General features: G+C 43.6%; 12 protein-coding genes. 9 read left to right on the top strand and 3 right to left on the bottom strand.

Annotated features, from left to right (window positions below):
• Window positions 1–198 precede the first annotated feature (198 nt).
• The 5 genes from VTH8203_RS08115 (at window position 199) to VTH8203_RS08095 (ending at window position 6,892) form a co-directional block, all read left to right on the top strand.
• On the top strand, window positions 199–1,161 hold the full coding sequence (locus tag VTH8203_RS08115; RefSeq protein WP_096993214.1) for a sensor domain-containing diguanylate cyclase: 963 nt from the start codon (window positions 199–201) through the stop codon (window positions 1,159–1,161).
• A 174-nt stretch (window positions 1,162–1,335) separates the two neighbouring features.
• Window positions 1,336–3,156: an extracellular solute-binding protein gene (locus tag VTH8203_RS08110; RefSeq protein WP_096993213.1), complete on the top strand. Its 1,821-nt coding sequence runs from the start codon at window positions 1,336–1,338 to the stop codon at window positions 3,154–3,156.
• A 9-nt stretch (window positions 3,157–3,165) separates the two neighbouring features.
• Window positions 3,166–4,254 (top strand): microcin C ABC transporter permease YejB, encoded by a 1,089-nt coding sequence (locus tag VTH8203_RS08105; RefSeq protein ID WP_096993212.1) that lies wholly within the window; start codon window positions 3,166–3,168, stop codon window positions 4,252–4,254.
• Complete coding sequence (locus VTH8203_RS08100; protein WP_096993211.1) at window positions 4,255–5,277, top strand: ABC transporter permease; 1,023 nt, start codon at window positions 4,255–4,257, stop codon at window positions 5,275–5,277.
• A gap of 10 nt (window positions 5,278–5,287) precedes the next feature.
• Window positions 5,288–6,892 (top strand): ABC transporter ATP-binding protein, encoded by a 1,605-nt coding sequence (locus VTH8203_RS08095; RefSeq protein ID WP_096993210.1) that lies wholly within the window; start codon window positions 5,288–5,290, stop codon window positions 6,890–6,892.
• A 74-nt stretch (window positions 6,893–6,966) separates the two neighbouring features.
• On the opposite strand, the gene VTH8203_RS08090 is transcribed toward VTH8203_RS08095, so the two are convergent.
• The gene (locus tag VTH8203_RS08090) at window positions 6,967–7,302 is read right to left on the bottom strand and encodes a hypothetical protein (protein WP_096993209.1); all 336 of its coding nucleotides are present in this window, start codon (window positions 7,300–7,302) and stop codon (window positions 6,967–6,969) included.
• A 210-nt stretch (window positions 7,303–7,512) separates the two neighbouring features.
• On the opposite strand from VTH8203_RS08090, the gene VTH8203_RS08085 reads away from it, so the two are divergent.
• Entirely contained in the window at window positions 7,513–9,510 is a 1,998-nt protein-coding gene (locus VTH8203_RS08085; protein ID WP_096993208.1) for a methyl-accepting chemotaxis protein, read from the top strand.
• Window positions 9,511–9,586: 76 nt separating this feature from the next.
• On the opposite strand, the gene VTH8203_RS08080 is transcribed toward VTH8203_RS08085, so the two are convergent.
• Window positions 9,587–10,054 carry a YjiG family protein gene (locus tag VTH8203_RS08080; RefSeq protein ID WP_006069530.1) on the bottom strand — a complete coding sequence of 156 codons (468 nt, stop codon included), beginning with the start codon at window positions 10,052–10,054 and terminating at the stop codon, window positions 9,587–9,589.
• Window positions 10,051–10,788 (bottom strand): nucleoside recognition domain-containing protein, encoded by a 738-nt coding sequence (locus VTH8203_RS08075; protein ID WP_096993207.1) that lies wholly within the window; start codon window positions 10,786–10,788, stop codon window positions 10,051–10,053. Before VTH8203_RS08075 ends, VTH8203_RS08080 begins: the two co-directional genes overlap by 4 nt.
• 325 nt (window positions 10,789–11,113) lie before the next feature.
• Between VTH8203_RS08075 and VTH8203_RS08070 the strand changes: the two genes are divergently transcribed.
• Genes VTH8203_RS08070 through VTH8203_RS08060 form a run of 3 tightly spaced genes read left to right on the top strand, consistent with a single transcriptional unit; the run spans window position 11,114 to window position 12,289 of the window.
• On the top strand, window positions 11,114–11,350 hold the full coding sequence (locus VTH8203_RS08070; protein WP_158296090.1) for a hypothetical protein: 237 nt from the start codon (window positions 11,114–11,116) through the stop codon (window positions 11,348–11,350).
• Between the two features lie 20 nt (window positions 11,351–11,370).
• A complete protein-coding gene (locus VTH8203_RS08065; RefSeq protein WP_158296089.1) occupies window positions 11,371–11,784 on the top strand; it encodes a hypothetical protein in 414 nt (137 codons plus the stop codon).
• Entirely contained in the window at window positions 11,738–12,289 is a 552-nt protein-coding gene (locus VTH8203_RS08060) for a hypothetical protein (RefSeq protein WP_158296088.1), read from the top strand. The genes VTH8203_RS08065 and VTH8203_RS08060 overlap by 47 nt, the downstream gene beginning before the upstream one ends.
• Window positions 12,290–12,305: the final 16 nt, after the last annotated feature.

Here is a 12,305-nt window from a genome sequence, read left to right as displayed (position 1 = left end):
TTCGTCCGGTTTTTCTCTCGCTATTTTGTACAAAACATAATCTGCATGGCTTTAAAACTGTGATGTTGGTTCAAAAGTGTGCGGCGCGTACCAAATTTAAACTTTCGGCTCAAAAAAAGGCATATCGTCGAAGCAATATTGTTAGCTAGGGTTTAGACTCTACTAGATATTCAACGTTATGCATTTTTAATACGATTTATGCTTGAACTCATATTGTCAGCACATCAAGGGTCCACGGAAGAACTGCTAGGCTTGTCTGAAGTCTTTGATGCCGTGGATGCTTATATTTTTATTAAAGACAATAAAGGCAAGTACCAGTATGTGAACCGAAAAGTGCTCGACAACTTTGAAATCACGATGAAAGGGATAAAGGGCAAAACGGATTGGCATCTTTTTAATTTCGGGGTGGCCAAGAAAATGCGCCTCAATGATAAAAAGGTGATGAGGACAAAGAAACCGATGCAGCAAAAAATCCCCTTTCATATTGATAATCAGGAGTTGTATCACTTAACGGTTTCTTCGCCCATCATCAAAAATGGCAAGGTGTTAGGTGTAATTGGCTTTGCAGTGGATGTGTCAAAAGATATGGAAGAACGCCAAACCTTGTTGGAAGAGGCGAACACGGATGGTCTTACTGGGTGCTTTAATCGACGTTACCTTCATTTAGCGTTAGAACAACAACGGCAGAATTTCACCCACAATAAAACACCAAGTTCACTACTTATTATTGATGTAGACCGTTTTAAGCCGATTAATGACAAATATGGGCACTCAGTGGGAGATCGAGTGTTAATCGATGTGGTTCAGGTGATTAAACGCTTTACACGCGAAGAGGATATGTTGTGTCGGTATGGTGGCGATGAGTTTGTTCTTTTGCTGCCAGGTAGCAATATTGAACAAGCCTATACGTTGGCGGAACGCCTATCGGAAAAAATTGATAATTTGAGCTTTACCTTTACGAGTAGTAGCGGCAGATCGTTCAGTGTGTCATGTTCTATTGGTGTTGCTACTCACACCATTGAAGAAACTAACATTGTCGAACTGGCTGACAAAGCCTTGTATGTTTCCAAAAAAGGGTGCTCAGGAAAAGTCCATATGCATTGTCCGGATACGCAAAAAATTGTTCATTGTCACTATTGTGATGAAGAAGTGAGCGCCTAAGTCTAACTGTTGCAAAGATTAACCGTTTATTAGCACGCGAGCGGCGTCCTCCCCTTGAAAACCCCGTGAAATACAGCTATTTATATCAGTATAAATACGTTTAAGCATCACGATGATGATTACAAGAGAAAGGACGCTTTAGCTCGGTCTTTCTCTATCTTTGGGGAGAAAGGAATGACGCTATTGAAGAGAGCAGCAACGGCTGTGGGAGTCGGTTTACTCACAAGCAGTGTATGGGCGGCTAATGTTATCGAAACAACGACTCTAGTGGGTTTTGGAACCGCAAAGTACCCTGCAGACTTTAAACACTTCGATTATGTCAACCCAGACGCTCCAAAATACGGAAAAGTGACTTACGGTCAAAACGGCACGTTTGATAACTTTAACCGTTACGCCTCTCGTGGACAGCCAGCTGCAGCGACGGGTAACCTCTACGACACGCTGATGTTTTCTCCTAGCGATGAAATCGATGCCTTTTACCCTTTAATCGCTAAAAAAGTACGTTATTCAGATGATTACTCATGGCTTGAGGTGGATATCAATCCAAAAGCGCGGTTCAACGATGGTGTACCTATTACCGCGAAAGACGTTGAATTTACCTATGCCAAGTTCATTAAAGAGGGCGTGCCGCAATTTCGTGCGTATTACAAAGACGTCAAAAGCGTAAAAGCAATTTCTGATCTCACCGTACGTATTGAAATGTCGGTGCCGAATAAGGAAAAGCTGTTCAGTTTAGCGCAAAGTACTCGCGTGTTGCCGGAGCACTATTGGAAAGATAAGAACTTTTCCGAGCCACTCAACGAGCCACCTGTTGGCAGTGGCGCCTACAAAATCGTCGATTATAAGATGGGGCAATCTCTCACTTACCAACTTGATGAAAACTATTGGGCAAAAGATCTCCCGGTGAACGTGGGACGCAATAACTTCAAAACGATTCAATACGATTACTATCGTGACGAGACGGTTATGTTAGAAGCGTTCAAAGCGGGAGAGTTTGATTTCAGGGAAGAGTCTAGCGCTAAGTTTTGGGCCAGCTCCTATAACGGAGTGAATTTTGACAAAGGCTATATCAAGAAAGAAGAGATTGAACACCACAAACCAATGGCGACTCAGGCATTTGTGTTTAACACTGAGCGTCCTGTATTCAGCGACCCCAAAGTACGCGAAGCTCTAAACTACGCCATGGATTTTGAGTGGATGAACAAGAATATGTTCTATAACCAGTACACTCGAACTCGCAGTTATTTCCAAAACACGGACTATGAAGCGAAGGGTCTACCATCTGAAGCAGAACTTGAGGTCTTAAATAAATATAAAGGTAAGATCCCAGAGCGCGTCTTCACCGATGAATATAATCCACCGGTCACCGACGGATCAGGTCGCATCAGACCACAAATGCGCAAAGCCTTTGCACTGCTAAAAGAAGCCGGCTGGCAGTTAAAGAATAAAGTCATGACTAACATGGAAACGGGTGAGCCGCTGAGCTTTGAACTATTGATTTATAGCCCAACTTCCGAACGATTCGCGATTCCGGTGCAAAAGAACATGCGTGCTATGGGTATCGATATGCGTATTCGTACTGTTGACACTACACAATATTTGAAACGTTGGCGTGATCGAGACTTTGACATGGTCTCATCTCGTTACACAGCACATCCATATCCAAGCTCTGACTTGAAGATTGTTTGGAACTCTAATTTCATCGATTCGACCTATAACCAAGCGGGCGTTAAGGATCCTGTTATTGATGATCTGACTGACTTGATTGAACAAAATCAGCAAAACCCTGAAAACTTATTAGCGTTGGGAAGGTCTTTAGATAGAGTGCTTCAGTGGAACTTTTACATTATCCCTCAGTGGTATATCAAAAAATACCGTGTAGCCACTTGGGATAAATTTGAGCGCCCTGATGTCTTACCTACTTACGACTTAGGTGTCGATACTTGGTGGGTGTCTAAAGAGAAAGCTGAAAAGCTCCCTGCAAAACGTCGATAAGAGGGATAGATGGCGGCTTATATATTCCGGCGCTTGTTGCTGGTGATTCCAACACTCTGGGCAATTATAACCATTAACTTCTTTATTATTCAGATTGCACCTGGAGGGCCTGTAGAACAGGCTCTTGCTCAAATGCAAGGTCTGGAATCTGGAGTCATGGAGCGCTTTAGTGGCGGCGGGAGCGAGGTTGACCTTGATTCAGGCCCTAGTGATGAAGCAACGGGATACAAAGGTTCCCGTGGGCTAGATCCTGAAGTTGTAGAGGCGATTAAAAAGCAGTTTGGTTTTGATAAACCAATGCATGAACGCTATTTTGATATGCTCAAAAACTACGCGATGTTCGACTTTGGAGACAGTTTGTTTCGTGGCGGTAATGTCATAGATCTCATTAAAGAGCGGCTGCCCGTATCGATATCATTGGGGTTATGGAGTACCCTAATTATCTACTTGATATCGATACCATTGGGCATTCTTAAAGCGATACATCATGGATCTCGCTTCGATATTTGGTCGAGCGCAGTTGTCATTGTCGGTTATGCCATCCCGGGCTTTTTGTTCGCTATTATCCTCATCATCTTTTTTGCCAGCGGCAACTATTTCAGTTGGTTCCCATTAAGAGGTTTGGTGTCGAGCAACTTTGATCAATTGACTTGGTATCAGCAAATCGTCGACTATTTTTGGCATTTAACCTTACCGATTCTCGCTATGGTTATTGGCGGTTTTGCTACGCTCAGTATGCTGACCAAAAACTCTTTCCTTGATGAAATTAACAAGCAATATGTGGTGACAGCTAGAGCGAAAGGGCTTGATGAAAGCAGTATTCTCTACAAGCATGTATTCCGAAATGCAATGCTGATCATCATTGCCGGCTTCCCTAGTGCTTTTATCAGCATTTTCTTCACCGGTTCTATGTTGATAGAGGTCATGTTCTCGCTTGAGGGGATAGGGTTACTCGGTTTTGAATCTACTATTCAACGTGATTACCCCGTGGTATTCAGTTCTCTATACATTATGACGTTACTAGGTCTGATCTTGAGTATTATTTCTGACTTAACTTATACGTGGGTTGACCCTCGTATCGATTTCGAGGCGCGATAAATGGCAATGAATCCTCTTACAAGAGCTCGTTGGAAGCGCTTTAAAGCTAATAAACGTGGGTACTGGTCAACATGGGTATTCTTCGTTCTATTTTTCTTGAGTCTGTTTGCCGAGTTTATCGCCAACGATAAACCCTTGCTGGTGGAATACGATAACCAATGGTATTACCCAATCTTTACGCAGTATGCCGAAACCCAGTTTGGTGGTGAATTTGAAACAGAAGCAGATTATACCGATCCATATGTCATTGACCTTATTGAAGAAAACGGCTTTATCATATGGCCATTAATTCGATTTAGTTACGACACGATCAACTACGATATTGTCGCGTCAGTGCCTTCTGCACCAGATAACGTTAACTGGTTGGGTACCGACGACAAAGGTCGGGATGTGTTAGCTCGAATTATCTATGGCTTTCGAATATCGGTATTGTTCGGCTTTATTCTAACCATTGTTTCCAGCGTGATTGGCGTCGCAGTGGGTGCGACACAGGGTTATTACGGTGGTTGGATAGACTTGTTTGGTCAGCGCTTTATCGAAGTGTGGTCAGGCATGCCAACCCTGTTCCTACTGATTATCTTGTCGAGTTTTGTTGAGCCAAACTTCTGGTGGCTACTCGGTATTATGGTGTTGTTCAGCTGGATGAGTTTGGTTGGGGTGGTTAGGGCAGAATTTCTTAGATGTCGAAACTTCGATTATGTGAAAGCCGCACATGCTATGGGCGTAGACGACAAACGAATTATGTTACGACATATGCTACCGAATGCGATGGTTGCGTCACTGACGATGATGCCATTCATACTGTCTGGGTCGGTAACCACGTTAACGTCTTTGGACTTCTTAGGGTTTGGCTTGCCTGCAGGGTCACCTTCTCTTGGTGAGTTGCTGGCGCAAGGTAAAGCTAACTTACAAGCTCCTTGGCTCGGTTTATCGGCGTTTGCTGTACTCTCGATAATGTTGACGCTACTCGTATTTGCTGGTGAAGCTGTACGAGACGCATTTGACCCCCACCAGCAAGGTTAATAGGCAACGTATGACGATAAATGATTCAAAACATGTGCTTGCTATTGAAAACCTGTCAGTTGGATTTGGTAGAGGTAAACAAGTAGAACAAGTGACCTATGATGTCTCTTTGAAAATCCGAAAGGGTGAGACATTAGCGTTAGTTGGCGAGAGTGGTTCAGGTAAGTCGGTAACAGCGAATGCCATTCTTAAGCTGTTACCAAAAGGCTCTAGCCATTATCTCAATGGTCACATTACGTTTGATAATATTGATATGCTTAGCTGCTCTGAGCGACAACTTCGAGGTATTCGTGGTGGTCGTATAGGTATGATCTTTCAAGAACCCATGGTGTCTTTAAATCCACTGCACAAAATAGGTAAACAACTCGTTGAAACATTAGCCATTCACCGAGGCATGAGAACCAGTAAAGCAGAATCATTGGCGATTTCATGGCTTAAGAAAGTTGGCATTCGATATCCAGAACAGAAAATCTTAGCCTATCCACATGAACTTTCTGGTGGTGAACGTCAACGTGTCATGATTGCTATGGCACTGATTAACGAGCCTGAACTTCTTATTGCTGATGAACCGACGACGGCCCTAGACGTGTCGGTGCAAGCTCAGATTCTTGATCTCCTCAAAGTGTTGCAGCAAGAGATGGGTATGGCGATGTTATTTATTACTCATGATTTGAGTATTGTACGCCGTATCGCCGATAGGGTGGCGGTGATGCAAAAAGGGCGTTTGGTCGAAATCGGCGAATGCCAACAAGTATTTAATACCCCTGAACACCCTTATACACAAAAACTCATCAACTCCGATCCTCGAGGTTTACCCGTAGAGGTTTCCCCATTTGCCAAACCACTGTTGGCGGTTGACGATTTGAAAGTGTGGTTTCCTATCACTGGCGGTTTGTTCAAGCGTGTGGTTAGTTATGTTAAAGCCGTGACTAATATGCAGTTTGAACTTAAACAAGGCTACTCGATAGGGTTAGTTGGGGAGAGTGGCTCAGGTAAGTCCACCACTGGCATGGCTATTCTTAAGCTAGTTCAGAGTGAGGGTATCATTGAGTTTGATGGCCAAGATATTCAAACGTTGGATCGCAAAGGTATGCTACCTTTTCGCAGTCGGATGCAGGTAGTGTTTCAAGACCCTTTCTCCGCGTTAAATCCAAGGATGTCTGTGGCACAGGTCATCGGAGAGGGGTTGAGAGTCCATTTTGATTACGACGATGAAACATTAGACAAAATGATTTGCAGCGTGATGCATGAAGTGGATTTGGACCCGGAAACAAGACATCGCTACCCAAATGAGTTTTCTGGTGGGCAAAGACAGCGTATTGCGATCGCAAGGGCGTTGATTCTCAAACCTGAGTTTATCTTATTGGATGAACCCACCTCCTCGCTAGATAGAACGGTACAGGCACAAGTTCTTGATTTGCTCAAAGAGTTGCAAATCAAACACGGGCTGACCTATCTATTTATTAGTCACGACTTAAACGTTGTCAAATCACTTTGCCACTACACTATCGTGATGAAGGACGGTGAAATTGTAGAGCAGGGCGATACACAAACACTGTTCGCTACTCCTCAGAAAGATTACACCAAAACGCTCGTGTCACTATCGGCATTCTGAGTTTATGGAGAGAAAAATCCCCCTACCCAAGATAAGTGGTAGGGGGTGAGCTACCAATGAAACTTGGTAAAAGTCTAAAAGCTCCAACCGATTCGTGTGATGAAGTGAGTAAGTTGTCCATTGTGAGAGTCTACCAAACTGGTTTCAAACCCACCCGATAAAGTCAAACCAAAATCGAAAGTTGCGAGCACACCAGTCCCTAATGCTAGTGCTCTGTTGTCGTTATTTTTATAGCGATAATCACCAATTCCTCCGGAAAAATAGAAGGCAACATTGTCAGTAAATCCATACGATGCGCCGAGCATGTACGTTTGAAGTAAAGGTTTATGTCCTCGCACTTCCGAGTATTTTAAGTGTTGGTAACTTAATAATGGTGCCCAACCATCTTTATCGGGTGTTTTACTTAGCACTATAATAATAAGGTTTGCTTGTGAGTAGCCTTTGGCATTAAATATGTGAGCATTAAATTACGTGCCAATACTGTTTAGTTTTATTCAATACCGAATGTACATTCTTACCTTAGCAAAGGGTTATTAACAAATAGTAAAACAAAAGATGGAGTTTTTTAGAAAGGTGTCGATATAGTTATAAATTAGTTTGTATTTTATAGAGGTTTAAGGATGAAGCTCTCGATATCGGGTAAGCTCAGAACAAGTTTTCTGGGGCTTGGCGTACTTTTTATCGTCTCATCACTTTTGGTGTATCGCAGTGTAGAAAGCGTGCAAGTAGACACCAAGTCTTTGTTATTACATGACCTTCCAACGGTCGATGCCAGTCGGCAACTTGGTCAGTCTATTCAAGAAACCGTTTCAGAATTGCGAGGCTTCCTGCTCTTAGTGGGCTCTGAAGAGCAAGTCGAAAGCTATCGTGGAGAGGTTCTTGCAAAAATAGATCAGGTTGATATCCAGCTTATTAGTTTGGAGTCACTGATTTCTTTTCAGCAATACCAAGTTATCAATGATGAATGGAGCACTATTAAAGAAACTTCAGCTGATATTTTAGCAATAAGCCATACCGATGAAAATTTACCGGCGCACTCTCTATTTATTAATGAAGCCGCTCCTATTGCGGAAGTGGCTCTCGATCAGTTACAAGGACTGATCAATGATGAAGCCGGAAAAACGGAAGGTGGAGAGAGAAAGCGACTCTTTAAGCTTTATGCCGATGGTTATAACTCTCTCGCAAATGCATTAGCAGCGCTACGTGACTACTTGCAATATGGTGCGCAAGATTATCTGGATAAGTATGCGGACTTGATGAAATTCCACGATCAACTCGTGACCCAAATTGATTACAAGCAATCGTTCATGAGTGACAGTGACCAGAGCTTATGGTCTCTATTTAACGAAATGAAAGCGTTGTATGTTCCGCTCGCAAAGCAAGTTATTGAGATACGCCAATCGGATGGTTGGAATCGCTCGAATAGTCTGATGTCTGACGCCTTGCTGCCTGCGATTAATGTGGTTCAAAATGAACTGAATGGTATCGTTAGCGCACAACAACAAAAAGCGTCATCGACAGAACAGAGTATCAGCAGTAGCGTAACCGCACTTATTACTATGTTAGGTATCAGCTGTATTGCGGTACTTGTTGCAGCGTTTGTCATTTCTAATATTATGGGACGCCAAATAGGAGGGCGTATTTCCCTTATTGTTAAACGAGCTCAAATTATCGCGGAAGGTAACGTCTCCAGTAAACCACTGGCGGTGTCTGGCAGTGATGAGCTTGCTGATTTGACCAAATCTATTAACGCTATGAATCATGCGCTGGCAACATTAGTTGGTCAAGTGACCAATAGTGTAGAAGCTGTTGAACTGAGGATGGGCGATTTAACTCAAAACAGCCGTGAAAGTTTGACTAAAGTGGAACAGCAGTCACAACATGTCGATGAAATAGGTCACTCTTTGTCTGAGGTTGCGGTAGGGTCTGAGCAAACGGCCAGTCAAGTACAGTTATCGTCCTCTGCATTGGTTGATGCGAAACAAGAACTGGTTTCTGGTGAGGACGTGTTGACCGAAAACCATACCAACATGACTTCGTTAGTCACAACCATTAAAACAACTCAGCAGTTAGTTGAACAATTAAGTAACGAGAGTCAAGCGATCGGTAAAGTGACAGAGGTCATCGAAGGGCTAGCAGAGCAAACCAACTTACTGGCACTGAACGCAGCGATAGAAGCAGCGAGGGCTGGAGAGCAAGGGCGAGGCTTTGCCGTTGTTGCTGACGAGGTGCGAATGCTGGCTAGTAGAACGACGGAATCGACAACGGAAATTAACACTATCATTCAAGCTATTCGAACTTCCACAAGTAAAGTTGTAGAGCAAATCAATGTCGGCACCACCATAGCATCCGAAGCTATGGAACAAACTAGTGGCGCATTGAGTCGAATTCAATCATCTGGTGAACAGGTAGAGCTCGTAAATGACCAGATGGCAAGCTTGGTGGCAACTGCGGAGCAGCAGGCGCTAGCCACTCAGTCTATTTCGAAGCTTGTTAACGAGATTAATGAATCGCTTAAATTAGTAGCGGAACAATCTCGCACAACAAACCATGTAACGGAGCAAGTCACTAATAACGTAGGGGAGCTGCACGCCCAGGTCGCTAAATTCAAGGTCTAGCAAACAAAAAATGCCCTTCATCCTTCATATGAAGGATTGAAGGGCATTTTTATTACGTATATTAAGCGCTGCTGAGTTAAACCAAAATGTTCATTAGGAACATAGCGCCAAACGCGTTTAAGACAGAAATTGCAATCATTACTGGGATATAACGACCCTCTGTACCGATTGGTCCCATGATACGTCCCATATATTGAATTTGAGAACCCATCAAATAGATAGCTGGAGCTAGGATGGCAATGTGGGTGCCGTTTAGAATGCCTTGGTCGAATAACGTGATTACTACACCGACGGCACCGCCCATAGACATCCAAGCACCGATAAGTACAGCAGCAGCTTCACCCGGTAGGCCAAATACAGCCATCACAGGAGAGAATAAAGCGCCCATTGCATCCAATGCGCCCGTTATCTGTAGCGCTTTAATAATGACAAACGCCATTAGAACGTTAGGAACTGTAGATGTGGTCGCAATAACCCAACCTTTCTTAGCACCTTCAACAAAGATGTCCGTCACCATAGGTTTTTTCGCTTTTACTTCACTCATGATGTCGCCTCTTGTTTCGTCATAGTTTCGTCGTCTTTATTCGACTTGTCTTCTTTACCTTCAGTGATATTTAGGTAAACACGGAATAGATTGGCACCAACAAACTTAAATAGGAACATAACGGCTACCGCTAAACCGATTGATGAAGAAACAGCTAGTGAGCCATCCATCATCGTTAACGTAAACAGTACCGCGCCAGAAGAGAAGAAGTTAACGATAGCAGCGCCTGCGGTGAACTGGAACATAGTGAAAACGTCAGTTTCGCGTTTGGTTAAGTGACCTTCATCCTTGAGCTGACGTGTCATTGCCGCACCTGCATCAGTACTTTGTAGTGAAGCGATAAGCGCTAAACCAGAGTTACCTGGAATGCCCATCAGAGGACGTAGAAGAGGAGAAAGAAGCTTACGAGCGGCATCGAGTGCGCCGTAGTGTTCTAACACATTGATCATACCTAGTGCGAACATGACAGTTGGAATTAATGTGAGTGCGAAAATGAAACCGTCACGAGCACCGCTACCACCCACACCTCTAAACGAAGTGGAAGCAACTTGTACGCCAGCTTCTGTTTCAGTTACGTTGTGGGCGACTTGTCCGAATGCGCCGTTTAGCGTTGTAAAATCGAACACTCCATACCATTCATTCGATTGGAGTAATCCTGAAAAAAATACGATAGCGAAAGCTAGCGCAATGTAGCTTCCTATCGTTACCTTACGTTCTTTAGTTGAATCAGTCATATGACAGCCTTGAGATAGTGGAACAGTGTTAATATTTTGAGGAGTTTGATGTGCTAGAGAGATGATCCGGGTCAATTAGGATATGTATTTATATGAAGTGACTGTAACAAAATATATATCTGTGAAATGGCTTAGAAATTAGATTTAGCTCTGTTAATCAAAAGGTTAAATTTTCTAATGTGAGTATGGGATCTTGACTCGATTTCGTTAAAAAACAGCGTAGCGCTTGGTTGAAGTATGTTACCTAACTATCCTGTGTTTTACTTATCTTGAGACAGGGATGTTGAGACACTTGGGCATACTTACAAAAAATAGCTTCCCAGCTATGATGGAAAAACAAGGTATGGCTTACTGGTATGCAGCTGCGTTTATGTTTGGTGCTGTTCAGTTGGTCGCACTACCCATTCTGATCCCAAGTTATATATTCACGATAACGGGCTCGATGACGCATACTGGTGCTGCCTTCGCCTTTGTCGGTTTAAGTGGTTTTATGGCGCCAATCTTAGGGAGAGTGATTGACCGTTTTAAGTCACACGCTCAGCACAGAAGCTGGCCCTGTTAAGTTATATTGTTGCCATGGCGATGTTTGCCTTCATTTCTCAAACATGGGCAATGTATTTGGCGACGTTTCTTGTCGGCTTGGGCTCCATTACTCTGATGACAGTCAACCCAACATTTATCGTAGCGGCAGGGTATAGCGATGAACAGCAGGCGTTGCGCCTTACTCGAATGAATCAAAGCATCTTTGCGGGGGCGGTAGTAATGGGGGCGGTTCTGGCACTCAGTGAAGCCTTGTGTGCGCACGGTGCTTTTGTCGTCGTGGGTATTAGCGCGCTACTTGCATTATTGGTGACCAGAATAGATAGCCAAAAAAGCCGCAGCCCGTATGCAATTAATAACACCGTCTGCTCAGGAGTCGTCGGGAAAAGGGCGCTGGAATACGACGTTCTTGACATTTTTACTGGCGGTGTTCGTCGCGATGATTGCGAGTTCTAATCAGGTAGCTCAAGGCCCTAATTTGTTTGAAAGCCTGTTTTTAATCGACAAATCAGCCACGGCATTATTACTGTCGTTATCTTCGGTAGTTAGCTTACTAACGTTGGATATCGCCGGTCTGGCCTTTACCAAATTTAGCGCGGCTAAGGTGTGGATCGTCGGTTTAGTCGGTTATATTGCTGTTGGATTGGTATTGTCTTTGTTGGTGAGCGGAGATGGGCGCTTGTTCTATCTACCTTTAGTTATGCACTTATTGTTTATGCAATGTTTATCTATGGTCGATATGGTTAAACCGGCAATTGTCGCCAAAGTGACCACATTGCCTGCGGCGTTTACGCAAGGCTTGCTGCTGTTTGCTATCGCAGGCGGTTACGCTGTTGGTACCATGGTAGGTGGCATCTGTGCAGAATGGTTTGGTATGGCGAGTGTGTTTAATCTAGTTATATACGCGGCAATGATTGCCTTGCTGTTTGCTGTGATTATGGAATCTAAAATCAAATCTTAAATGAAAAATTGGCGTG

The sequence above is a fragment of the Vibrio thalassae genome (assembly GCF_900089835.1).
Classification (GTDB): domain Bacteria; phylum Pseudomonadota; class Gammaproteobacteria; order Enterobacterales; family Vibrionaceae; genus Vibrio; species Vibrio thalassae.
The sequence above is the reverse complement of the archived record's forward strand: the minus strand, read 5'-3'. Positions and strand labels throughout refer to the sequence as shown.

Coding starts and splice junctions, on each gene's coding strand:
- VTH8203_RS08115 (WP_096993214.1), top strand. CDS start 199: ATGCTTGAACTCATATTGTCAGCACATCAAGGGTCCACGGAAGAACTG.
- VTH8203_RS08110 (WP_096993213.1), top strand. CDS start 1,336: ATGACGCTATTGAAGAGAGCAGCAACGGCTGTGGGAGTCGGTTTACTC.
- VTH8203_RS08105 (WP_096993212.1), top strand. CDS start 3,166: ATGGCGGCTTATATATTCCGGCGCTTGTTGCTGGTGATTCCAACACTC.
- VTH8203_RS08100 (WP_096993211.1), top strand. CDS start 4,255: ATGGCAATGAATCCTCTTACAAGAGCTCGTTGGAAGCGCTTTAAAGCT.
- VTH8203_RS08095 (WP_096993210.1), top strand. CDS start 5,288: ATGACGATAAATGATTCAAAACATGTGCTTGCTATTGAAAACCTGTCA.
- VTH8203_RS08085 (WP_096993208.1), top strand. CDS start 7,513: ATGAAGCTCTCGATATCGGGTAAGCTCAGAACAAGTTTTCTGGGGCTT.
- VTH8203_RS08080 (WP_006069530.1), bottom strand. CDS start 10,054: ATGAGTGAAGTAAAAGCGAAAAAACCTATGGTGACGGACATCTTTGTT.
- VTH8203_RS08075 (WP_096993207.1), bottom strand. CDS start 10,788: ATGACTGATTCAACTAAAGAACGTAAGGTAACGATAGGAAGCTACATT.
- VTH8203_RS08070 (WP_158296090.1), top strand. CDS start 11,114: ATGATGGAAAAACAAGGTATGGCTTACTGGTATGCAGCTGCGTTTATG.
- VTH8203_RS08065 (WP_158296089.1), top strand. CDS start 11,371: ATGTTTGCCTTCATTTCTCAAACATGGGCAATGTATTTGGCGACGTTT.